We start from the raw sequence: 24,595 nt of genomic DNA, 5'->3' as shown, positions 1-24,595 counted from the left end.
ATCACGGTGTACGCGTCATTGTCGCATGTTCAGCTGCCCAATAATGGCAACAAAAATTGGTCACGCGTCGCAACCGATCCCTGTATGTGAGGGATTTTGAGCAAGTTATTACTATTTTCGAAACCGCTTAGCGACTTGGCGTGCGATTAGGCAGCAAGGTTACGAGAAGGAATGAGCAAAGCCTCAACTGACGATGCGTTGGTATATATCACCAGTGCTCGTTACGTGATATTCGGTACCCATCAAACTTCTTCAAACCTCAATCTGACAATTTTTTCGTGTCAATTCAACACCATGTCTTCAAGCACGTTGCAAGTCCAGGCGCCTGCGTCGAACCAACAGACACCTCTCAGGTCACTTCTCGTTAGCGTCTCAATCGCTTCGCAAAGTGAAGCTGTCCGCCTAATCCTAAAAGACGCTGTTCTATTTGCCATTCACTCAGGCGCAACTGTCGCTCTAGCATGGGATCAGCAACAGAAGGCGCTGATTTCCGTGAATGCTCCCACTGGAGTTGCTTATGTTGTGCCGGCTTTGAGCTATGGAGTGGCACAGAATTTTCTTGAGCCTCTTCTCAACATGATCGCCCAAAAGCATGGTGGTTCCATCGAGCAACCTAAGCTGGAGGGCTGGAAGAAATGCATCGATATTGCCTGCGACATTATCATCGGTGCTGGGAATGTCGGCGGAGCTCACGCTATCTTGGCTGAGATCAAGGACCCAGAGCAGGTCGACGTCATTGTCACCTTCATCCTTTGTTTCTTCAGTTACTGGGTTATGAAGCTGCTCGTTAAAACGGCATTGCTCAATATCAGCTACAAGAAGACGATTGCGAGACCAGGCATTGAATGGAAGGAATACTACCGTCGGAGCATGGGAGACGCCCTGAAGTCTTTGATTTCTCTTCACCAGATCGTCACCAATCTCACGCCCCGCGTGGTCGCATTTTCGATCTACCCTCTGCTTGCGAATGTCATTACTGCATGGTGGACGGAGAAACATGGCACCACTCATCCTGGTATCCCTGTCTTGATTAACCTCCTGTGGTTCTTTGTGGATTTTGACACCTGTTTTGAAATGGCTGCACGTATTGCCGACTGCTTGCTGCCGTCTGAGCGTGTTGTGGAAGCGGCGGAGGATCAGCAGGACGCTTAAGACGTATGGGCTTTGATTGCTCATTTCATTAGATTGATATTATGTACTTAGTTTTGGAATTGATAACTGTTTGCTACGCCAGACTAAATTCATGACTGCGTGACTTGCTGTTGTCGCACCAAATTGTAATAGCTCAGACAGTCTCGGCGTTCAGTTCGGCGACTTACCATGCAGCCATTGCACCTCGTATATGCGCGTGGCTTACCAACTGAACCGGGATCGGCCGCCCATGCTGACGTGTCCTTTGCCCGTTCGGCGACTTGGCATGCAACTATTACACCTCGTGTTGACGCATTGCCTTCAGCTGATCAGGGGTCGGCCGCTCACGCTGACGTGTCCTATGACTCACAGTGCCTCGTGACCCGCGCTCGACGCTACGAGCTATTTCTCTTACGTGTCTCAACGTGATTGGCACTCGCTCACACGCACTTTCTCGTCCGCTTTTCTCCGAACCAAGCTTAAATACTCCGGTGGTCGCTGTTGTGTCGTAGTTAGAAGAACTGCAGACATTTCCATTTCCTCTCCGCAATGGCTTACAACGAACCCAACCGCCGCCGTGGAGGCCTCACTATTCGCGCTAGCAGAGGTCGAACGTCTTCAGCTTTTATCGATGATGATTTCAGCGACGAGGCCTCCACGTATGACGAAGAGGAACCTTCGCAGTACACACCGAATTTCCGTTACCCCCCTCAACGCCAGCCTGGTCATCCCAACTATTACAGCCAGCCCATCTCTGGACCATACGGCTACGGCCAACCCCAGCCTCAGTTAGAAGCTCAGCATCGTGTCCAGTTTTATCCCCCGCCTTGCGTCCGTTGCCATACGATGCATCAGGGAGACACTTGCCCGCTGTCACCGCCGCCGCAGCCCCCCTCGACTTACACGCAGGAGAGCGAAGTTTTTTCTCCGCCAGGCCACATTTCTCAGACATTTCATGTTTCAGGTCCGCACATTGTAATCAATGGAGCTGCCAATCCGCGTGCCAACTACACGAGTACCGGAACTGATGCTCCCCTCCGACCGATCGATTACAAGGACGTGGGAACCGATGTTCCGTCTTTTGCCGAGAATGAAGAGATGACAAGCGCTGCTAAACCGGCAGACATGAACAAAGGCAAGAAGCGTGCGAGCCAGATCCAAGCGAAAGAGGGCGGGTCTTCTCGTGATGATGTGGAGGAGAGGGCGTAAGGAAGGGTGTTGAGACCGCGGGGGGAGTTTGCGGTGGCATGAGGACGTGGATAGCACTGGACGTTCGTTTTTCGAGTTAGCTTTTTTTGGTTTAGTGGAATTGAGACAGAATTTTATTTGTTATATTTTTGCAGGATATATGTTCGTGTAGTGTTTGTATAAAAGTATGTATGTTAATTCCTTAATTCCTTAATTCCTTAATTCCTTAATTCCTTAATTCCTTAATTCCTTAATTCCTTAATTCCTTAATTCCTTAATTCCTTAATTCCTTAATTCCTTAATTCCTTAATTCCTTAATTCCTTAATTCCTTAATTCCTTAATTCGTTAATTCGTTAATTCGTTAATTCGTTAATTCGTTAATTCGTTAATTCGTTAATTCGTTAATTCGTTAATTCGTTAATTCCTTGGTTCCTTGATTCCTGCATCTGAGGTTCCGAAGAGAATAAATCCCCGTGCAGGACTTCGGGGGAGGTGCATTGACGTCATGAGCGCCAAACGTGCGTATTTCGAGTGTTGTCCGCCGTTTAGGGCGCAAATGCTTCACCCGCTCGATACATCAGCAGCGTTTCTCCCTGTGCAACTCCTCGATGCTAAAAGCTACGAGGCAGCCGCTTTCAGCTGTGGCAAGACCAGTATTTATCGGGATTGTGCTGCGCAGCGGTCGTGGCCTGAATGTGTCGTTCGGAGCGCTGCTCGCGGATAAGGCATTCGATGCGGACTGGTTGCTTTCAGAACTCGATCAGCGTGGTACAGCGGCGGTTATACCACCAAAAGCAAACAGAAAGACGCAGTGCGACTTTGATCGCCATGCATACAAGTGGCGACACCTGATCGAAAATTTCTTTGCGAAGATCAAGGAATTTCGAGCGATCGCAACGCGGTATGAGAAAACTGCCTGTAGTTACGCTGCAAACGGGCACCTCGTCGCAACCATCATCGCGTTAAAGTAAATGTCCACGGACCCTCCGCAAAACTGCAAATTTTCTAGATCTCGCTGCGCAAATCGGCTTTGATTTTTTTAGGTATGGAAACAACGCCGTAGGACACTCAGGATGAGCTATTGGCATGGCATATGCTTGTCACTGAACAGGCAGAGAAACTGGGCGCACAACAAGCCGAAGTCACAAAGCGCGATACCATTATCGCCGTTTTGTGTGTGCAGCTTGAGCTGCTCCGCCAACGCTAGCATGGCGCTTCTTCATAAAAGATTGATCACACAATCAAGCAATCCGAACTGATGCGGGAGGAGACCAAGGCTTCACCTGCGGAAGCTGAGGTGCTTTCTGGAAGTCTCCTTTGCCGGAGCTGGACGAAACATCCGAAAAGCCAAAGCGCAAACCATCGTCAGATGTCCTTCCAACGGAATAACGGATTTATTCATCACCTTGCACTTGTCCGGCCTGTGGCGGAACTTCATTCCTGAAGGCAGCTGATAAGGTTGTACAGTTGATGGAGCACGTGCCGGCATGTTGAAAAGGGTATGTTCAACAAGGACTGCGATACGACAGTGTCTGGCGAGATTCCGTCCTTGGCCATCGACCGCGGCAACCCAGGACCTGGATTGCTCACACATATCCTGGTCGCTAAGTTCGACGATCATATCCCGTTCTATCGTCTGCCTGAAATGTATGCCCGGCTGGGGTGGACATCTCGCGCTCCGTCATGGCGGATCGGGTCGGCCGGGTATCGGATTTGCTTACGCCACTCATTTTAGTGATCAGAGCGCATCTTGCTGCAGTCGATCCAATACACACGGATGATCGCAGGTCGATGTTTTTGACCCTGGGCGCGGAAAGATAAGAGAGGCAGGGTTTTGGTCTACTTGTTCGATGGGAGTGACTATCAGGATACCAATCCTGGAGTAGTCGCTTGCTACAAAAAAGCCTTTCTGCAACCAGATTATTGAAGCTGCATGCATGGCGCATGTGCGTCGTAATTTCCATGATGTGATCTAGCTGAAGCCATCACCAATCGCCGATGAGGATTTGGCACATACCGCTGCGCTCTATGATAATGAGGATCGTATCCGGGGATTGCTGCCCGACGAGCGACGTGCTCTGCGCCAGCAACACGCTAGACCCATTCTGGCCGATCTGAAGGTATGGATTGAGGAAATCCAGCAGACTTTGCCGCAAAAGCAGAAATTGGTGGAAGCAACGCGCTATGCCCCGTCGCGTCGGACAGCGCTGAACGTTTACATTGATAATGGAGGTGTGGAGATCTATCACAATATAACTGAGCAAGCCATGACGCCGTTAGGAAATGGTGGAAAACTTATGGCCATTCTTAATTTCTGAAACGCTATATGAAGCACCATCCACCTCGCATGCAGCGTATGGCACTGGGGCACGGTTTGAATGGGTCAGAACGCCAGGAATACTCACGGGTGCTTAAACTCTTGTCCTAGGGGCGGCTAACCAAAGGTGAAGATGCGTCGGAAGTCTGTCTCGGACTGGCTTCGAATATTGGAATAGCCCGTCCAAATTACTGCCTGCGGGTTCCTTTTTCCGATCCCGACAGCATGACCATTCTCGACCGCCGATTATGGACGCGCAAACTATTTCAGTGTTATCGTTTGCTTCAATTCGTGCGAGAAAAAGGTTGCAAGCGCTGCGGATGCTAGTTTCCTCCCGAAAGAACGAGTGCTTTCCAGGCCAAGTGGATCGAAATGAGCACGTGCTATTTGATACAGTTCCTTGGACATCATTCGCGAGGTTTGCACGAAAAAGCCGTGCGCCACCTCATCAACTGGGTAAATCTCCGCTAATTCTGAGAATTTTCCGTTCTCTATAACGAAGTCGTAATCCTGCAACGCCTTGCGCAAAATCATTTGCAGCGCCTTTTGGGGCGAGTAATGTTGCGAAACCAGATCGTATGTGTCTGAAACGCCCGGGGCTGGAAGTTCTGCGGATACGTAGACTTGTATTTTGTCGATATACACGTCTTGGAAGGCGCTAGACCGATCATTTTTCTTGCTAATGTTAGTCGAATTTGCGGTGTTCCGCCAGACAGATCGTTTCGGCTTTGAAGCACTTGGCTCTTGTTGTTGGGTATCAAGTGATGCGGAAGGCGTTTGGACTTTCGATTGTTCCGTACGGGCGGGAGACCTTTCGATCTCCGATGGCTGTCCATTGGTTAGGGGCGGTGGGGGGCTTTTGACACCTAACTGGGATGCGCTAGAGAGGTCCCGACCCTTGGCAACGAGGGGGTAAGAAGCCTTCGAGTCATTTTGACGTTCGTTCGTTTGGGCACTTTCATTGTCGTTCCTCGATCGAAGATCTGCGAGGTTTCGAATTTCATTGACGGATTTTGAAGGTGTGCGAATGCCCATACTTATCGGTCCGCTACGGCCCCTTCAACATATTGTCCCAAAACGAGGAGTTCTTCCATTGCACTCTCAAGGTTGCGCAGTACGAGCCGCATGGCTGAATTGTTCTGCGTGTTACTTATTGTCATGTGGAGCATTCCTCGTTCCTTCATGGCAGCAAATGCGTCGCGTTCGTACATCGGGTAGTCAACGAGTGGAAGATTATCGATAGCCTCCCAAACTGTTCGTTGGGATGCCGTTAATTTTCCCACTGGGACACGCTGTCTCAAGAGTGCAGTTGGCACAACCAAGCTCTCGCTCATCAAGAGCTCAATTATATAGCGATAAGTGGCAAGCGCTTCGTCTACGTCCAAAGGTGTCAACATAGTAGGCACAAGCAGAAAGTTCGAGCTTGCTATGATCGTGTTGTTCAGTTCGCTAGAGCCGCCTTGCGTGTCGACTAGCGCGTAATCAAAACCGTTTTGCTGGGCTTTTTCATAAGCTCGTTCAAGTAACTGCAACTCATCGGCAATGAAGACCTCGCAGCTTGGCTGCCAGGTCTTGTAACGCTCGGCATTTGTTTTCCAGCGTGTGAGCGGCCTGTTTTCATCCGCCTCGAACAAGGCTACCTTTTTGCCTTGCAAATGAAGAGCCGAACAAATTCCCATCAAGGCAGTAGTTTTCCCTGCGCCGCCCTTGAAGGAGCAAAAAGTAATAAGCTTCATAATAATCTCTCATAATAAGGTAATAAAAGTAGAATAATAATGGCTTGGTGTATGACAGCAAGTCGATAGGAATTACATAAATAGAAAAAGAATTACAATTGTAACTGTATAAATGATCATGTCATTGAAAGAAGATTGACTGAGGAGCGTTTCAAACCGATCCTGAATTAAATTTGTAAACAGTACATCTGTTGCTCAATTAATTTTGGCCGAGATTATTAAAATAAGGGTTTGAGATGCCGCATCGTGAAAAATATCTGTTTTCAAACATTCCGGAGGTGCTTGTTCCTACACCAGAGACGAAAATCGATCCAGACGGATATAAGATCGTCAGCGTAAGACTTCGTGAAGCCGAATTCGAGGCATTTTCGGAAGAAGTCAGGGGCCTGGGACTCACGAACAACTTCGCTCTGCGCGTTGCCGCGCGGCGGATCGCTGGCTTTCTGGAGGTAGATCGCGGCATTCGTCACACTCTGGAAAATGCGGTATCCGAAATCGGAAAGCTTTCGGACAATATCTCAAAGCTCGCGACGAACTACCGTGAGAGCGGCGACGTTGATATGGAGGCGTTCGCAAAGGCGCGCGCAGAATTTGGAAGACAGTTTGCGAAGCTAGATACTCAACTCGCTGAAATATTGAATGTATCGAGACGTCGTGTCGATGGGCGGGAGCGATTACGCGATGCTGTCAATGCGCCATGAGACGTTTTCATCTAGGGATTTTGCAGGTTACGTGTGATGGCAGGAGCAAATCAAGCGATTGTTCATATCGTGCATAATGGCGGTGCTCGTTCGGAAGAACGACTGAATGGTCAGTTTAAATATCTCACCCGCGATGGCACGATACCCGGCGAACGATCTACGCGTTATGGGACTACAATTACGCTCGACGAACTTGAGAACTGTGCGAATAGCTGGATTCGCCAGAATGGTGCTTATCCTAAAACAACAAGCAGACGTGAATCGAAAACGGATCTCACCACGCACATCGTCGTAAGCCTTCCAGTTAACACCGACCGCGACATCGCGAAGCAGATCGGAAGAGAATGGGCTTCTGAGCTTTTCGCTAGTGGCGAGTGCGGAGGTGTCTACGACTACGTTGCTTTTTTTCACGATGATCGGCCGCACCCTCACACGCATGTTGTCGTCCATAGAAAGCCGCTCAGCGGAGAGAAACTACGGATCTCCCACCGTAACCCTGATATAAATTATGACAGCATGCGTGAAAAATTAGCTGAGATTGCCATGCGACATGGTGTTTTGCTGGATGCTAGCTCCCGTGAATCGCGTGACCTGCCACCGAGCACGCTTTCGGCTGCTCGATACCGCGTTCTACTCCGCCAGGGAGTTATTGTTCGAGAGCATGGAGAAGACGAAGGCAGTAATGCGAATTATTATGTCGATGACCCAGATCTCGCTTCCTCGCTTGCCGTTTCTTCGTCCGACGGCGCTAGCCTTTATGGAGGAAGCACTGCTGGTGATAGTCCCAGATCTCCGGCGACAGATATATATGGTTCGGATCTTGACGAATACTCTCAGGCGCCTCTCACATACGAAGGTTCTGATGCTGAAGCCATGGACATTGCTTCCGATGAAGAAACAGATCAGATCGAGACCGATCACGTCATGGACGTCGAACCTTCGTCGGAAAGTCCGGGCTCTACTGAGTTGGTGCAACACATGGACACCCACGAGCGTGGCAGCGGACAGCTGGACGACGAACACTCACGAGAGCTAGCTAACTTTTCGGAGGCGCGGCGCCGGGATCGGCGCGACGAGCAAATTGATCAGGAATTGCTGGCGGGGCCGAGCAGGCGTCGTGTACCAGGCCGGAGCGTGCATGAGATTTCGGAGCGTTCTGAACCGCAACAAGATCCGCCATTAGCGGACAAGGAAGTTTCGCCAATTCAACAACCGCGCCAAACAAAAGGCGAGAGGATTCGACGTAAGTCTGCCCTCATGGCTCGCTTGCGCGATACGCCGGCACGCCGCGAACGCAGACGCAGGCTTAAATTAGAGCTGATTGAGCGACGAAGGGCGGAGCACGCCAAGAACGAGGCGGAACGGATTGCCCGCATTGAGGAACGGTATGGAAAATTGCGACAAACAAAGGAACGGCAGCAGCGTGCCGCGCTTGACAGGGAACGAGATCCGACAGCGAAACAGCGCTCGACAGAGAACCGCGAAAATCCGCGAGGCCGGACGTCTTGAGTATGCGGCGCAAGCAGTCAATTCGTAAAGGAAAAGGTCATGTCAACTACGCCATTTAGCAAATTGGGAGAAAGAGACGAACGTAACCAGGGAACTGAAATCTCCGGGGGCGCCACCAGTTCAGCGACTATGAATATCTCTTCAAAGAAGAGAACGCTTTATGATTTTTTTTCGCCGGAACGAAACGCGAAAGCGGAAACCGGTAAGAGCCGGCAAGATCCGCCAGCGAAAAAGCTCAAAACCTCGAAAGCGCGTGGTGTTACTGCCGTCAATACATTGGCAATGGCATCTGACGTTCTTATCCCGGTAAACTATAATGATATTGAAGAAACAGGAACTGTTAAGCTGGTGACGCGCCATAAATACCAGCAGGACGAAGGCATAAGTTTTACGAAGGATGAGTTGCCATTTATCGGTTGTCTTAAAAAGAATGTTGCCACGAAAAGATATGAAATTTGCACAAGTGATAAAGCACTGGTGAAAGAGCTGAAGAACCGAAAAATTATCTTCAGGGAAGATGCCGACACTTACAAAGCTGTCAAAGCGGAAGCCTACTTTAAAGATAAAGATTTGCGTACGCTCGCTCAGGCGCAAAAAAAATTCGGTAAAACAGGAATCTTCCTCCTGCAAGGAGAGCATTACATCAATGCAGCCGATTTTCCGCCACAGCAGGCGGATAGGGAATTTGCTAAATGTTGTGGCAATATTTATGAGGTGCGTCAGTCGGGCTTCCCTGAAGCGTTGTACAAGTTGCCTGACGGAAATTACGGAAGTGCAGCTCGTTTAGCGCAAGTTGCTGCGGCCAACGGGAGCGAACCCTCTACGATGGAAGCGGAGCGGCAACGTTCTGTCCTTATTCTGTCCAACTACGACAAATCGTATTACTGCCCCTCAACCTTGGAACTAACCTCACGGCACGATAGCGGATACTACACGAACAAAATTTCATCTCTTGCTCTACCTGAGGATATTGCGGACTGCCCACGATACAAAGCGCCTCTCGTTTTGGCAAAAGATCCATTTGAAGACGACTTATTTCATTCGTCGGAGAACATAATGAAAATGTCCGAAGATGAGTGCCGCCACCGTTTTGGTAAAGATTCTATTATTGTTCAAAACAGAAACGGATCTGGAAAATTTACCGGGAATTTCGCGATTTTTGCCAAATATGAACGCGGTGAGAGGACGGCAAATGACGCGCAGGCTCAAGTTTTCCGGCGCATGGGGTTCAACAACTTCAATGCCGATGAGGTCGCGCGAGAGCAAGTGCAAATAAAGTCGTCACCACAAACTTCAAATGACGGCATATCATCTAAAAATCCGGACCCCAGAAGCGAATTAAAGAGCGGGCGACCGTTTAATTACGGGCGCTGATGAATAATTTGTAGAGAGGCTTAAGATAATGAGCTCAGAAGACGAAGATGTAACGAAAAGTTATTTCGCTAAAAAATTCAATTTTTTGCAATTGCGACCCGACGATAGTGGAGAGGCGCATAAGAGAGGCGCTTTTCACAACTATTCTGTCATGGTTGATTACGAAGCGAAGCGTGAATCCAATACTACTTATGATAGGATCGAAAAACGTCTTACTGAAAAATTGTATGACCTTGATAGCGGCAATCGAAAAACTTTACGGCACGCTTCTGAAGTTGGGCCCGATGGCTCAAGAAGTTTTACTGTCTTGGACGACGGAACCAAAGTCGTCAGGATAAATAAACAGGATTACAACAAAGAGTACATTCGCAGTGCGACCAATGAGCTTTTCGTCACACATTACTCCGACGATAAATACTCGAATAATGTTAAATTTCACGATCCAAAAAACCCGAGCTTGGACCATTACACGCGCGACCAGAGGTTTGGAACACGGAGTAGTCTGACAGTCAACGTGTCTGGTAATGAATGTTCTGGACGTCTTACGATAAAAGGGAAGAGTTACGATTTCGCGTGTGACCGCAGGGAGCTTCGAACAGATGCGAACGGCAATCTAATTGTTACCAAAAATTTTGCCAAACGTAATGCCCCACAGACTAACAAGGAAGATCGGCGCGGTTCACTATCAACCGACAAATCGTCGCTTGAGAGTTCATCTGAGAAGCTTGCAAAGAAGTTTGGTAAGGCTGGCTTGCTGGGCGATTCCAACGCTATCCCGTCCTTTACCAAAAACAGAAGTAGTCACGGCCTCGAAGACTATGCAGCTGCGTTGAGCAGTCCGAAAGTACCCGTACGAGATTCTGATAGCGTAGTTGGGAAAAAAGAGGTCTCAAAAGACGCAACACCAAAAGTGTCCGAGGAGCCGAAACTGTCATTTCCTCGTCCGACTCCGGGTTTTGGAAGCGCACTTGAGAGGCGCAAAGGCGCACCTTTGCCTCTCAAAATTATCACGAGCGGAGTGTCGCCTTCGGTTCCCAAAGTTTCCTCCACGGACGAAGCTGTCACGGCAAAGGACTCGCCGAAGTCTGAGGTGGAAAAATCTCCAATTAGGGACGTGGTATCGCCATTGAAGCCGGACGATAAGAGCTTGAGGTCTAATTCATCGGATTCTGCTTCTGACAGCAAATCGAGTCCTCTTTCTTCGGGAGAAGTCAGTCCGCTTACTATCAGATCTGAACCTTCATCACCTGTCAACGTGGTTTCAAAGTCATCGGGATCAGGCGGAGCACTTGAGAATGCCTTGGCCAAATTCAACCAGTTGGGACGAAGCGGCTCGCAAAGCGACAGCTCTCGTCGAAGCAGTTTAATGAACAAAGAGCGAGAGGTTTCCGGTCGAGAATGAGAGGCTTTTAGATGCAGAATTATGGGGAGCTTCGCAGAACATTTTTGCTCGGGTTCGTTTTCTCGCTAATTTTGGGAAGTTTTTTCGCGACGATCTATGCAAATTTTCAGCATGGCTTCAATCGTGAAGTTTTAGATTCGTTCGATCTCCTTGCGTTCTGGTACGAAACACCATTCTATACTGAAAGCCCAAATCCCGCGTTTTCTCGTGGATTGATAATTATTGCGGCAACGGCGGTTGTCACTCCTATCGCTTTGCTAATATTTTTGTTTGGCCAGGTCGACCATATGGGCACTGCTCGTTGGGCGCGTACGCATGAGTTAGCAATTGCGGGATATTTGAGGCGTTATCACAAAGTAACGGGGCCTATTTTCGGAAAGACAACGTCGCCAAAATTTCCGGGTTACTATCTGACGAATGGCGAGCAACCACATAGCTTGGTCGTCGCGCCTACGCGGGCTGGTAAGGGGGTGGGTATAGTTATCCCGACACTGCTGACATTCAACGGCTCTGTGCTTGCGCTCGATGTTAAAGGTGAGCTTTTCGAACTGACCTCGCGAGCGAGAAAAGCAAGAGGGGATAAGGTCTTCAAATTTGCGCCTTTCGATCCTCTGGGACGTTCGAACAGCTACAATCCTGTTTTGGATATCGTTGGAATGCCTTCTGAGCGGCAGTTCAGCGAAACGCGACGTTTGGCGGTGAATTTGATTGAGGCGAAAGGGAAAGGTGCCGAAGGATTTATTGACGGCGCCCGCGATCTCTTCGTGGCGGGCATTCTCGCGTGTATCGAACGAGGCACGCCTACTATTGGGGCTGTCTACGATTTGTTCAATCAACCCGGCGAAAAATACAAATTGTTCGCAAAGCTTGCAGAAGAGAGCAAAAACAAGGAAGCGCAACGAATTTTTGATAATATGGCAGGTAACGATTCCAAAATTCTCACATCCTATACGTCTGTATTGGGTGATGGTGGCTTGAACTTGTGGGCCGATCCTCTCATCAAGGCTGCGACAACGACATCTGATTTCTCTGTTTACGATCTTCGCCGGGATCCGACTGCCATATTTCTGTGCGTAAGTCCGAATGACCTTGAAGTGATAGCGCCTCTTGTCCGGCTGTTCTTCCAGCAGATAGTTTCGATATTGCAGCGCTCCATGCCGACTAAGGACGAAGAGTTCGAAGTCCTCTTTTTGTTGGACGAATTCAAACACCTTGGCAAATTGGAAGCCATCGAGACAGCGATAACGACGATTGCTGGTTATAAGGGGCGCTTTATGTTCATTATCCAGAGTCTCTCGGCGCTAACGGGTGCGTATGAGGTATCTGGTAAAGAAAACTTTCTCAGTAATACCGGTGTTCAAGTATTCATGGCGACAGCCGACGATGAAACGCCAACGTATATATCGAAGTCAATTGGCGATTACAGCTACAAGGCCAAGTCCGTTTCCTACACTCAAGGCCAAATATTCGACGGAAATGTTCAAATATCAGAGCAGGGAACGCAGCTTTTACGGCCTGAACAAGTGCGCTTGATCGACGAGAGTATGCAGATCGTCCTTATTAAGGGGCAGCCGCCTCTACATCTTAAAAAAGTAAAATACTACGAAGACAAAATTCTGAAAAGAATATTTGACGGCCAAACGGGCGAACTGCCTGAACCAGAAGTATTGGTTATTCCAGACAGTGAACCAGTTGTAAGTCTTGACTATGTCGAGGAACGAGACGCTGAAGAGGAGACAACAAAGAGCGGTGTCACAATCGAGGGAGAAGACGACGAACCGCTGTTCATTCGTGATTCGGAGGATGATGAGGTTATCTCTGAAACGTACGCGAGTGAATTCTATGATCAAGATCATGTTGAAGATGACTATCCAGAAACCGATGAGGAAAATGATAGTCCGGATGAAGATGAGTTTCTGCTAGATGAACAAGTTCGGGCGCTATCGTCACAAAAAGAGTTGCTGGAGAAGATTATCTCTATTCAGAAAAGCGGCACCTATCGATAATTTCATTATTGTGGAGGAGTAATTATGTTAAGAGAATCTTTGATGGCTGGAGGTAGAAAACTTCCGTTTAAGGCCGCCATGAAGCCGATGGCCGATGTAAGTAAAAACTTTGTCGGCCGCATAGATCTGAGCGAGTTGCGCCAGAAGTTGCAGAAACAGCCGTCCTTGAACAAGCCTTTACCAAATTTGCCTCCGACAATAGGGGAGAAAGTTACACTGCGCGAACGTGCGGACAAGCTCGGCTTGATGAGCAAAGAAGATTTCAAGTCGATGCGCACTTTGGACGCAATTGGTAAAGCCCGTGAGAGACTTTCCGCATGGTCCGCCCTAAACGGACTAAATGGAAAGGACGATATCTCGAACATCAAGGCGAAGTTTAAAAACACAGAACGACCCCGTGGCCATGATGATTCAACTCAAGGCGAGATCTCGAACAAGCAGCGGCGAAGCGGCGGGTATTTCAGTGACGGTAGGGGAACGACCCGCATACAGGCTCCTGCCAGAGCGACAAAGACTGTGGAGAATGGAGAGCAGGGGCGTGTGAGGCAAAGCAATTTCGAATCCACTGCTTTTGCGGTGCAACCAGTTTTTGTAGGCAAGGCGAAGAAAATTGATCTGGGAACGGCGAAGGCCGCCGGTACCCCGGGTGCGAGTATGGAAAAGCTGATGTCAAATACGCCACCAGTAGCGGAAAAGACAAGATCGCATCCAAACGCAGTGCCAAAAGAATTCAAACAGATTTCTTCAAATCGAAAAGCCGTCTCTAACTCGCAGGAGAAGCATAATACCGATACACGTGGCTTGGAGAACAGAAAACCTAATGGCCGAGGGCGGTGAGACTGGTGAAGCTAAAGGGCTGCGGTTGATTGATCGCGGAAATAAATATCGAAGCGGTGGCCTCTGTCTTCGTCAAATTGCAAATCGGTTCTACCACCAAGGAGCTCAATAGTTCTCAAGGTTGTCGTGAGAGATTTATCCGGTTCTCGCCTGACATTTCCGCGCCTATGCTTAATGCGATGGTCGGTGTGTTTGAAAAAACTGAATCGCACGTAACAACCGATATCTAGATAGGATCTGGCGAGCACCTGTTCTGCTAGCAAATCAACTTGACTGGCCCCCACAACGACCTGTTCCCCTTCCTGAAGGGTGCAACCGACCCGTCTGCAAAGTTCGACAAACAAAGGGGGCAGTTCTTTTGCGCAACTTTTGAAACTGAGGTTATGTTCGGGAAGCGCCAAGATCAGTGTGGTTAGAGGATTAATTGCTGCTTCAAATGAGGTGCGCAGATTGTTGAGGAATTCCGAGACCACGATTGGCTGTGCTACAATCGAAGCAATATTTCGATATGTTAGCAGTTGTTCGACCAATTCAGTCGCAGCGGTTCCCGCTTCCAATATCGCCTCGGAGTACGAGTGGACCCGGATCTGCGATGGTGCATCGAGGAGGAGCATCTCTGAGTAGCCAAGGACAATCGACAGATTGTTGTTGAGACTGTGCGCGAAACTTGAGGAGAAAGCTGCGGTTGCCTCAAGCTTATGGACGCGATCGATCAGAGCTTGGCGAAGTACTCGCTCCGTTTCTGTTCGAAAAAGCGTGTAGTCGTTACATATAGACATTGCCGCGATCTTGACCTCTGCTTCACTCGGCAGAGAAATTCCTGGAGGAAAACTTAGGAGCAAAACCCAGTACTGAAAGAACCGATCTCGATATACGAACCCTACCGATGACGATCCGGAGAAGCCGTCCGCAAAAACCTCGCGGTGGAGTTGGGTTGTGGGAAATATCGAGTTAAATGTGCCCTGATCAGCGTTAAGTTTGTCCAAGATTCCAATTAGGCGCACTATATCGGTCTCTTGTTGTAAAACGATTCCGCTACACACGATGGGATCGTAGTAATTACGATTCGTATCGACGCGTGCAAAGAGGATAGAGTTTGTAGAGAAATTACAGCTCAGCTCTTCTATCCATAGCGAAGACGCAAATTCGTTGTAAACTGAGGAGGGTCTAGCGTTCAAGTCCGTCACGGATCTGCATCCTCTTAAACCGTTTGGTCGGATACACTATCGCGGAACTCTTTTTGTGTTAATCGATCTATCGGCTCGAATGATCTGGAACAAGTCCCGCGGCGCGCGTGTTTTTCTCAATGGCGGCTACGTTCCTTGATGTCCTCGACCATCACGGGGGCATCGAAGTAGTAACCCGCGCCCCGTTCTGTCTTGATGTATTTGGGTGAGGACGCGTCTGACTCGAGCTTGCGACGCAGTCTCAGGATCAAAACGTCGATGCTTCTGTCGTATATCTCTTGATCATATATTCGCGAAGCAACAAGCAATTGTTCACGAGATAGGATTTGCTGCGGGGATTTGAGAAAGGCCAACAGCAAATTGAACTCTGCGGACGTGAGTTTTAATTCGTTAGCATCGCCGCCGCGAACTTTCCTATGCTTTGTGTTGACGCGCCACTCATCGAAAGAGAAAATTTTCCCGACTGCATTCGTTTTGCGTTCAGGGCGTTCTCTCAGAGCGACGCGGACGCGCGCGAGAAATTCTCTCATGCCGAATGGCTTCGTGATGTAATCCATAGCACCGAGTTCAAGCCCGACAACCTTGTCTATCTCGTTCATGCGGTCGCCGCTGATAATGATCGTCGGGACCTCTCGTTTGGCGTGCAGCTTTCTAACTAGTTCAAGTCCATCCTCTCGACCAAGATTAAGGTCGACAATTACCAAGTCTGGATCGTTCCTCATCATATGACGCATGAGCTCCACGCCATTTTCAAATGCTTTGATGTCGAACGCGTGTTGAGAAAGATACTCCACCAGCATATTTCTAATCGATGGGTCGTCGTCGACGAGAAGTATGTTCTGCATGCTCACAGTGAACCTCCAAGGGCTGATCTTCAACGAATTACCAATTGGATACGTGCTCAATGGCTTCCCGACAACATACATATCAAGCATGGTATGATGGCAGAAAGTTATACAGCATAATTATAATAAAGATTACAATAAGTTGACCCTGTCCAGGGAGACACGCCACGTCGACATCCTATGTAGCTTAATCGCTAGGGGTCTCTTTTTCGGAGAACCGCGCTAGAGCGCAAACTGGCCACAACTCCGGTCCATCTGCGAACCTATCCTAGGAATGTTGTGGCTTTAAGAAATTTTTTGGCTGCAAAACCTGGTTGGAAAATATTCGCCATCAAACGAGAGAAAAGCCGGGAATTTAAGGTTTTTGTACGTTATTTCTAACCTCATATTTGACGCGTCAGTACTGGTATAATGCACGTTAGATTTCCAAAAGGTTATAATTATTACATTTGCAATCACTGTAAATGTTGACTTATTTGGCTTATAGATCATCTTATAGAGGCAAGCATTTGACTTAGAAATTAGAAACTAAAAATATTTATTACTTTAAGGAAAGCGATTATGTTTGGAAAGGATGGTGCCAATTCTTATCAAAGCTTAAACCGAAACGTATTTTTCATGAATTTTCTATTTTCAACTGTGTTCTCGGCATGCACTTTTGTTGCGAACGCAGCAGTATTTGAACAGAAAATAGATGGAGAGATAGTTGCTATGACTGACGGCGCATCTGCGGATGCGCCGTCAGGAAAAGACAGCTTGGCAGTGGAATCGTCTAGACGCCAGATATCGTTAACGAGTGTCGTGATGGCCACCGAAGGCAGAGAATACAACTCCAGAACAACACTTAAGGACGATATTACATCAAGTGCACAAGCAAAACCGCGACCAATGACGCGCTCATTGTCGATGGAACAGATTAAATACCACCAACTAGCCGTTGAAGTCGCGGCTGCGAAGTATTCGGGTCAATCCGATGTTGTCCGCCGCCAGATGGACAGACAAACATTCGTCGCGCTTTTTACGGCTATGATACAACGCGAAAGCAATTTCGATCCGCGGGCAATTTCCCGCGCTGGGGCCAAGGGGTTAGGGCAGTTAATGCCTGGAACAGCTAAGGATCTGGGGGTATGCGACGTATTCGTCGCCCGAGACAATCTAGAGGGCGCGGTAAGCTACTTCACTGAGATGTTCGATAGGTTTGGTTCCCCCGAGTTGGCGTTGGCCGCCTACAACGCGGGGCCAGGTGCCGTGATGCAGCATAACGGCGTTCCACCTTATCGCGAAACACAGCAGTATATCGCTGATATTATTCACCACGCGCAACGGTCAACCGAGATTCCGGAACTCCTTGCTGCCATGAATTTCCAACCCGCACCATACCAGACCAGTTTGCAGGATGTTTCGGCAAAAAATACATCGATCCGCCACCGTAAGAATAAATGCAAAACAGAAGTGTAAAATCTTATGCAAGGATGAATTAAAATGAGAGCTTTCAACAAAGAATATAGTATAAAAATGTTCTGCTTTATTTTCATAGTTGTTGTTTTTTCACTGGTGACAGTTTCTCTTAGTTTGGCTGGAGAATACGATTGGATTGCCACTTTTATCGATGTAACCGCTAAAGTTATTACAGACCCTTTGGGTATTGCATGTTCAGGATTGGTAGTCTTGGCGTTGGTCGCCTACAACGCAGGGCCAGGTGCTGCAATGTATAACATGGGCGTTCCACCCTATCCCGAAAAACGGCGTTACTTCGGCGATACTATGCACCAGGCGCAAAGGTCGACCGCGATTCCGGAATTCGTTGCTGCCATGAATTTCCATCCCTCAACATACAAGGCCACCGGAAAAGATGTTTCGGCCGAAAATCTATCGAGCGACATAAATGATAATAAAAGCGAAACTGAAGCATAAAAATTGAAGCAAGGATGAATAAAAAATGAGTTTTTTTAGTAAAGAGAATAATAGAAAATTATTCAGCTTTATTTTCATGGTTGTTGGTTTGTCACTGGTGACTGTTTCTCCAAGCCTAGCTCAGGAATTCGGCGGGATTACCACCTTTATTGACGGTATCGTTAGAGCACTTACAGGTCCTTTAGGTATTGCTTGTGCGGCGTTGGCAGTCATCGCAATCGGGTTCGTGTTCATGACGGGCAGAATGGATTGGACTTTCGCAATCTCTGTCATCATCGGAATCGCCATCGTTTTCGGCGGTGCGAGCTTCGTGTCGGGCCTAACCGCGAACTGAAGATTGGTTCCGGTCGCCAGAGTTTCCGGCCGGGCTTTCTTCTCCCGCATTTAGTTTTCCCGTTTGCGAGAGGATAAAACACTATGAATCATACACCACTTTTCATAGGTCTGACTCGAGAAGTAACCTTTGCAGGTCTGCCGGTCATGTACCTTGTTGTTCTCGTTGGTATGACGATGCTCGGCTTCATCATCACACAATCTTTTGTCTACTTTCTTTCGATGGGAGGCTTTGGCTACGTGGCTTTGCGGGGGCTTGCGGCATACGATCCAAAAATCATCGGGGTATTTATCGCTACTGTGCAACAAACGCGGATGCATCCTGGCGTCTTTAATGGCGAAGGAGTCGTGTATCGTGCTTGAAGCGCCTGCAACTTTCTCGACCAAACGCGTCATGGACCGCCGGGTCAAACGATCCGAGGCCTTAGTTAGCAGCTTACCATATCTCAGCTTGATCAATGATAACACGATCATGCTGCGTAACGGCGAGCTGATGGCGTCATTTATCGTGGACGGCATCAATGCTGATACAGTGGACCATCGGCACACAAATGATCTTAGTCAAGCATTTTCCCGATTTATCGCCCAACAGGGCGGTGACGTCGGATACTACGTGCATCGCATATCAATGGAAACGCAACCTGAGATGAGCGAAGTTCAAGGCCATCCCTTCAATGTGGAAGTCGACAGGCGATGGCGTGAATTTCTACAAAGCGATGGTCTGCGTGACCGCGTGACAATGATTTCGATGGTCATCCGTCCGCCACGAAAGATCACAAAAGTCATGTCGCTGTTCAACGGGAAAGACACCTATAGTCGCGAAGAGGTCGCAATCCGCGCCGCAAGACTGGATCAGATGATCAACACCTTCATGGTTGGAATTAGCGAGGCAAAGCCAACCAGAATGTCGGTAAGTAGCGGGCGATGGTTGGGCCTCCTACGCACTATAGTCGACGGGTCCGTGGGCCGTTTGGTGCCTGGTCCGAAATTTCTGCCTGTCGCAGATCGGCTCGCATCTTGCGAAGTTACATTCAAGGGTAAAGTGTTCCAGATAGAGTCCTTCAATGCGGCATCGAAGCGATACTGCACGATAATATCGGTAAAAGATTACCCCAACGAAACCTATCCGGGCATCTTTGATCGTCTGAATCTGCCTTTCGACACTGTTGTTAGTCAAAGCTTTACTCCAATTGATCCCATCAGCGCCCAAGCAAAAATATCGCGAGTCCGCAAACAAATGCTCGCTGCGGAAGATGCTGCAGTATCCCTAATGGCGCAGTTGGAAGATGCCGAAGATGATGTAGCGTCTGGGCGAGTGGTATTTGGCGAACACCATTGCAGCATTTCGCTGTTTTGTGAGAGTCTGGAAGAGCTTGATCAGTCCATGACTTATATCACCCGCGCCATGCAGGATGCCGGCGCAACTATCGTCCGCGAAGGCTTTTCCGCACGCGCCGTTTACTTCGCGCAACATCCAGGAAATTTCGCGTATAGAACGCGGCCAGCGATGATTTCCTCGGAAAACTTTGCGCAGCTTTGCGCATTGCATGGCCATCCCAAGGGCAATCTTTCAGAGCGCTGTCCATGGGGCGATGCAATTACGATTGTGCCGACAGCGCGTGGCGAGACGTTTCGTTTCAGCTTTCATCTGGCTGGTAAGCACGATCAGCGCACAGTAGGTCATTCGCTGATACTGGGGCAAACGGGTTCGGGCAAAACTCTTTCGACAGCCTTTTTGATCAGTCAGTCACATCGACTGAATGCTCGCGTCATTATCTTCGATAAAGACAATGGTTTTGAAATGGCTGTCCGGGCGATGGGAGGAAATTACTCCTCTGTGCGCATGGGTGTTGATACAGGCTTCAATCCAATGCGGGCGGAGGCAGATTCGCGCGGTGCAGCATGGCTCGCCGACTGGCTGACAGCACTAGCAGAACATGATGGGGGACGGCTCAATGCAATCCAGATACAGGCGTTAACTGATGCCGTGAATGCAAACACTGGCGCAGATCATCGATTGCAAAACTTTGAGCAGTTCCGTAGCCAGCTCAGAGCGACTGACGATGAGGGTGATCTCTATAACCGCCTCGGTCGCTGGGACGATATGGGTCAGTTTGGGTGGTTGTTTGGTGGAAAGGATGTCGACCCTCTTAGCTTTGGCAGCGACATAACGGCATTCGATCTCACCGAAATCTTCGACAACGACATTTTGCGTACAGCTTGGCTAAGTTACGTGTTTCGGCGGATCGAACGGCTCGTTGAGGATGAAGCGCCTACGCTTCTAATCATGGATGAAGCATGGAAGCTGCTCGACGATCCCTATTTTGAGGCACGTCTCAAAGACTGGATGTTGACGATGCGAAAGAAAAACGTGGCCGTCGTGCTCCTCACGCAACGCGTTTCACATATCAAGAACAGCCGGGCTGGGGATGCAATCCTCGAAAGCGCCGTGACACGAATGGTCTACCCGAGTTCCTACAATACAGATAAAGAACTGGAACCACTCAATCTGACGCCCACTGAAGTGGCTTTTCTCCAGACAAGTAACATCGACAATCACCTGGTGCTGTTTAAGTCAGGGCGAGACAGCGTGGTCTTAGACTTCGATTTGTCGGGTATCGGTAAATGCTTGGAAATACTTGGAGGCGGACGCGGAGATAGAGCTCCCGCGGGGTGGCGAGACCGACCGAATTTTCAAATGGAGTTATTGGAATGAAGCCTGGTGTTTTGATTTTTCTCATTGCGATGACCGTGATCAGTGCGTGTCAGTCAGTCCCCAAAGAGCGCAAGAACAACTGCGCGTGCCTCTGGGAAGTGCCCACTGGCTTGGATAACCCAACAATTGGAGTAATCACATGAATAAAACCTTGAAGATATTGTTTATGGCAACCACGCTGTCGCTGCCAATGTCTTTCGCATTCAGTCAGGGCCTGTCGCAGCAAATCCCTGAGCCCACAATAGGCACCGTTCCGAGTGGTCCTTCTGATGCGCAGAGCACGCATGACGAAGTCAGTATCGAGCAATTGCTGAAGCTGGTCGACCTGACCCGAACCGTTGGTGGGAGTCTCTCCGATTTGTATCAAAAAGTTGTCAATCAAACGACAGCATTGGAAAAGATCCAAAATGCTCAGTTGGGAAAGAAGGATGTGCCACTACATGATAGCGAGGACGAACTACGAGCACGCGGTGGCGGTCCAGGGCTACGAGAGATGGCGCAAGGCGCACTCGACGGAAACCTCGTCGCGCCCGACGGCGTTAAGCAAGCACTTGATAATTTTCGCCCAGATTTCGATCTAGACAAAGCATTTGCATTGAAAGACGACAAGTCACGGAGTCTCGCGTTTGCCGCTCAGACCACAGCTCAAGGCGCCATAGCATCCGCAACAGCCGAGGAAAGTTACAAGCGAGCCAACTCTAGCATGGCGCGTCTTGAGAATTACATTCTGGCCTTGCAAGACAGCAATGATCTGAAAACGAGCGTTGATCTTAACACTCGCGTTATGATCGAGGTGGCACAGCAGATCAATGAGAGCTTGAGAACTGACGCAGCAATTGCATCCGTAGCGGGCGCATATTTGATGACGTTGGGGGGCGAGGCGGGCCAAGAGGGGATCCTCGAAGGCCTCAAGAACTTTAATAGGTAGTTGTCATGGGTCTCATTTCGGAACTGGCCACTACTATCAACGATTCTATGATAGTTTATATTCAAACCGTCTTTACAGCTGCCACATCACCTCTCTTGGATTTGCTTCGATCCGTGGGAATAGTTGGTCTTTTATACATCGGCTTGAACCATATACTGCAGTTTCAAACTATAAGTTTATCGACTTATTTATTTTGGGTTCTACGTTACCTGATGATTGTCGCGTTCTTGACGATATGGGCTAACTTCAAAGGGGTGTATGATGTCTTTGTAGGTATTCCTGACGGTTATTCGGCGATACTAATATCGGCAATACGCGAAACGATGCCAATCACAGTGGACGGTGGATATCTAATCGATCCATCCGTCATAAAAGATACCTATACCGGCATGGACGAATTCGGCAATGCAATCGTCAACATCGCCTACGAGTTCCTACGCGATCTTTCTCTATTCAATATTGGGAAATCCATTCGGAACATTTTTCTCGGTATATTGATCCTGATAATCGGCGGTGGATTCATAGCGGCCTGCGCGATCACAGTTATCGTCGCGAAGGTCGGATTTGCTGTCGCGGTCAGTTTGGCTCCGCTCGCTATCGTCATGCTCATGTTAGAGCAGACACGTTCGTATTTCCAAAGCTGGATGCAGTTAGCTGTCAGCTTCCTTGTTTTGCCACTTCTTACATCTGCTTTGATGTCGATCATCCTCTACCTTGCCAGCCAGGTCCTTATCAATGTTGATGCGGAGAACACGCATCAGATAAAGTATTTTGGGTTCATTCTGATCATGCTGTCTGCGCTGTACTTGTTGTTCAAGTTGCCCATGATGGCAGGAACATTAGCTTCGACCAGTGTTGCGGCCGCCGGTGCCAGCACCTTAAAAGCGGGAGCCATGATGGCGGGAGGCCTGGGCATGAGTATGGCTGCCGGCAGCTATGGGTTGGCAAAGTCCGGAACGAAGAAACTGTACGGTGCGGCTCAACGCGTCCGTGACGCCGTTGATGTGGGGCGCACTGCTCGCAAGGGCGGCGCATCAAAGTCGCGTACGGCATGGGCCATGTTGAATGGCATGCGCCAGAGTGCCGTCGCACGTCAAGATCGACGCGACCGTCGGCTTGCGGGCCGGCTTGGAGACGGTAACCAGTCGCCGCGGAGGACGCGTGCAGAGCGCGGCGGAGGTGAAGCTGGCTCAAACGGTACGTCTAGCGGGGGCGAAAAGCGGTCAACCGGGTCGCAGAGCACCGATGCGTGGGAGAATAGCCCTGATAGAAAGCGGGGAACATCGTCGTCATCCACGTCCGACTCCTCCTCGAGTTCATCGCAGTCGTCAGCCTCTTCATCGGATTCGGATAAGGGTCAGTCATCTAGCAATCAGGCTCGTTCAGAACGACGTTCAAGTAAGAGTTCAAATACCAGCGCAAGCAAGGGAAATCACTCCACATCTGCTGCAGACGGCCCTGACGGACAAGGTCAGTCTTCCCGATCCAGTGCAGGAGAGCGTAAGCGAGAATCAGGATCGCCCCGTGACCGAGCAACGTCAACGGGTGCAAGCCCCGTTTCAAGTAACCGAAATCAAAGTTCAGCTCAAAGACCGGACAGCTACCAACCGCCGTCTTCGACAAAGCAGCGTTCCGAAGAAAGTCGTCGTCATGAAAAAAGCGAGACCAAAAACGGAGACGATGAAAAATGAACTTCGTATCGAAAATTAGGCTACCGGACATGTTTAATTTAAAATTCAAAAGAATCATGGAGACATCGAACCTTTCCTCCGGCGATCACGATGTTCAACATGCTTTCGAAGACGAATTGTTTTTTTCGCTTCGCGCACAACGTAACAATTGGGCCAAAATTTCAATCGGATCAATGCTTCTCGCCTTGCTTTCTATATGTTGCGTTCTGGTCATGCTGCCGTTCAGTGAGACGAAGCCTTACGTAATCATGGTCGATAAAACGACCGGCGAAGCGGAAAAGATTGTGCAAGTTCGCCCTGCATCGCTGGAACAGCAGGACGCGGTGCAGCAAGCTGAACTAGTGTCATACGTTGTTGATCGGGAAGTCTTTGATCCTGCTGACAACCGGGTTCGAATTCTTGACGTCATGGCACGTTCAAAAGGGAACGCTGCGGAAACTTTGGCACAGCTTTGGACTTCCGCATCGCCCCAGTATCCCCCGACAGTCTATGGGGATGATGTTCGAGTTCGCGTCGTGGTGAAATCCATCTCCATAAGCCCTTCCGCAAATCGACATGCCCCGGATCTCGCTAGAGTACGCATCACGAAAATCAGAGAAGAGAAAGGACGTGACACCGTGGAACGCCATTTTGTGGCAACGGTCGGTTTCACCTTCGCCCCTAAAGAAAATGAAAAGCTGGAGGCAGTTTGGAAGAACCCACTCGGTTTCTCAGTGGTGTCTTACAGAATGGACGCTGAAACGGGGAACCTCTGAATATTCTATTGGATTGGATTGGAT

The 24,595-nt window shown here is 49.1% G+C and carries 21 protein-coding genes and 1 pseudogene; 18 read left to right on the top strand and 4 right to left on the bottom strand.

Annotated features, from left to right (window positions below):
* Positions 1–171 precede the first annotated feature (171 nt).
* The 4 genes and pseudogenes from KMS41_23335 (at position 172) to KMS41_23320 (ending at position 4,614) form a co-directional block, all read left to right on the top strand.
* The gene (locus KMS41_23335; GenBank protein ID QWK80649.1) at positions 172–1,152 is read left to right on the top strand and encodes a hypothetical protein; all 981 of its coding nucleotides are present in this window, start codon (positions 172–174) and stop codon (positions 1,150–1,152) included.
* Positions 1,153–1,977: 825 nt separating this feature from the next.
* Positions 1,978–2,340 carry a hypothetical protein gene (locus KMS41_23330; GenBank protein QWK80648.1) on the top strand — a complete coding sequence of 121 codons (363 nt, stop codon included), beginning with the start codon at positions 1,978–1,980 and terminating at the stop codon, positions 2,338–2,340.
* Positions 2,341–2,928: 588 nt separating this feature from the next.
* Positions 2,929–3,291 carry a transposase gene (locus KMS41_23325; protein QWK80647.1) on the top strand — a complete coding sequence of 121 codons (363 nt, stop codon included), beginning with the start codon at positions 2,929–2,931 and terminating at the stop codon, positions 3,289–3,291.
* A 74-nt stretch (positions 3,292–3,365) separates the two neighbouring features.
* Positions 3,366–4,614 (top strand): annotated as a pseudogene (locus tag KMS41_23320) (transposase).
* 284 nt (positions 4,615–4,898) lie between these two features.
* Here KMS41_23320 and KMS41_23315 read toward each other — a convergent pair.
* Entirely contained in the window at positions 4,899–5,672 is a 774-nt protein-coding gene (locus tag KMS41_23315; GenBank protein QWK80646.1) for a VirC2 family conjugal transfer protein, read from the bottom strand.
* 2 nt (positions 5,673–5,674) lie between these two features.
* Positions 5,675–6,373, bottom strand: a complete 699-nt coding sequence (locus KMS41_23310) for a conjugal transfer ATPase VirC1 (protein QWK80645.1) — start codon at positions 6,371–6,373, stop codon at positions 5,675–5,677.
* A gap of 236 nt (positions 6,374–6,609) precedes the next feature.
* On the opposite strand from KMS41_23310, the gene KMS41_23305 reads away from it, so the two are divergent.
* Genes KMS41_23305 through KMS41_23280 form a run of 6 tightly spaced genes read left to right on the top strand, consistent with a single transcriptional unit; the run spans position 6,610 to position 14,202 of the window.
* Complete coding sequence (locus KMS41_23305) at positions 6,610–7,074, top strand: DNA mobilization endonuclease VirD1/MobC family subunit (protein QWK80644.1); 465 nt, start codon at positions 6,610–6,612, stop codon at positions 7,072–7,074.
* Between the two features lie 36 nt (positions 7,075–7,110).
* Positions 7,111–8,583, top strand: coding sequence for a relaxase/mobilization nuclease domain-containing protein (locus tag KMS41_23300; GenBank protein ID QWK80643.1), 1,473 nt, complete (start codon positions 7,111–7,113; stop codon positions 8,581–8,583).
* Positions 8,584–8,622: 39 nt separating this feature from the next.
* Positions 8,623–9,957, top strand: coding sequence for a hypothetical protein (locus KMS41_23295; protein QWK80642.1), 1,335 nt, complete (start codon positions 8,623–8,625; stop codon positions 9,955–9,957).
* A 28-nt stretch (positions 9,958–9,985) separates the two neighbouring features.
* Entirely contained in the window at positions 9,986–11,359 is a 1,374-nt protein-coding gene (locus tag KMS41_23290) for a hypothetical protein (protein ID QWK80641.1), read from the top strand.
* Positions 11,360–11,370: 11 nt separating this feature from the next.
* Positions 11,371–13,365 carry a type IV secretion system ATPase VirD4 gene (gene virD4 / locus KMS41_23285; GenBank protein QWK80640.1) on the top strand — a complete coding sequence of 665 codons (1,995 nt, stop codon included), beginning with the start codon at positions 11,371–11,373 and terminating at the stop codon, positions 13,363–13,365.
* A 24-nt stretch (positions 13,366–13,389) separates the two neighbouring features.
* Positions 13,390–14,202, top strand: a complete 813-nt coding sequence (locus tag KMS41_23280; GenBank protein ID QWK80639.1) for a hypothetical protein — start codon at positions 13,390–13,392, stop codon at positions 14,200–14,202.
* Between the two features lie 11 nt (positions 14,203–14,213).
* Here the strand turns inward: KMS41_23280 and KMS41_23275 are convergent, their stop codons facing one another.
* Together KMS41_23275 and KMS41_23270 are read right to left on the bottom strand one after the other, a co-directional pair.
* Positions 14,214–15,389, bottom strand: coding sequence for a hypothetical protein (locus KMS41_23275; protein QWK80638.1), 1,176 nt, complete (start codon positions 15,387–15,389; stop codon positions 14,214–14,216).
* A gap of 116 nt (positions 15,390–15,505) precedes the next feature.
* Entirely contained in the window at positions 15,506–16,234 is a 729-nt protein-coding gene (locus tag KMS41_23270) for a response regulator (protein ID QWK80637.1), read from the bottom strand.
* A 561-nt stretch (positions 16,235–16,795) separates the two neighbouring features.
* Here KMS41_23270 and KMS41_23265 point away from each other — a divergent pair.
* From KMS41_23265 to KMS41_23230, 8 genes are all read left to right on the top strand, one after another.
* Entirely contained in the window at positions 16,796–17,692 is an 897-nt protein-coding gene (locus KMS41_23265) for a lytic transglycosylase domain-containing protein (GenBank protein ID QWK80636.1), read from the top strand.
* 24 nt (positions 17,693–17,716) lie between these two features.
* Positions 17,717–18,148: a hypothetical protein gene (locus KMS41_23260; GenBank protein ID QWK80635.1), complete on the top strand. Its 432-nt coding sequence runs from the start codon at positions 17,717–17,719 to the stop codon at positions 18,146–18,148.
* Positions 18,149–18,173: 25 nt separating this feature from the next.
* Positions 18,174–18,482, top strand: a complete 309-nt coding sequence (locus KMS41_23255; protein QWK80634.1) for a TrbC/VirB2 family protein — start codon at positions 18,174–18,176, stop codon at positions 18,480–18,482.
* Between the two features lie 83 nt (positions 18,483–18,565).
* Complete coding sequence (locus tag KMS41_23250) at positions 18,566–18,844, top strand: VirB3 family type IV secretion system protein (protein ID QWK80633.1); 279 nt, start codon at positions 18,566–18,568, stop codon at positions 18,842–18,844.
* Positions 18,816–21,197, top strand: coding sequence for a DUF87 domain-containing protein (locus KMS41_23245; protein QWK80632.1), 2,382 nt, complete (start codon positions 18,816–18,818; stop codon positions 21,195–21,197). The genes KMS41_23250 and KMS41_23245 overlap by 29 nt, the downstream gene beginning before the upstream one ends.
* A gap of 139 nt (positions 21,198–21,336) precedes the next feature.
* Positions 21,337–22,125, top strand: a complete 789-nt coding sequence (locus KMS41_23240) for a hypothetical protein (GenBank protein QWK80631.1) — start codon at positions 21,337–21,339, stop codon at positions 22,123–22,125.
* A gap of 5 nt (positions 22,126–22,130) precedes the next feature.
* Positions 22,131–23,816, top strand: coding sequence for a type IV secretion system protein (locus KMS41_23235; protein QWK80630.1), 1,686 nt, complete (start codon positions 22,131–22,133; stop codon positions 23,814–23,816).
* Positions 23,817–23,845: 29 nt separating this feature from the next.
* The gene (locus KMS41_23230; protein ID QWK81197.1) at positions 23,846–24,571 is read left to right on the top strand and encodes a type IV secretion system protein; all 726 of its coding nucleotides are present in this window, start codon (positions 23,846–23,848) and stop codon (positions 24,569–24,571) included.
* Positions 24,572–24,595 lie beyond the last annotated feature (24 nt).

Origin of the sequence: Ochrobactrum sp. BTU1, from assembly GCA_018798825.1 — a bacterium.
Lineage (GTDB): Bacteria > Pseudomonadota > Alphaproteobacteria > Rhizobiales > Rhizobiaceae > Brucella.
The sequence above is the reverse complement of the archived record's forward strand: the minus strand, read 5'-3'. Positions and strand labels throughout refer to the sequence as shown.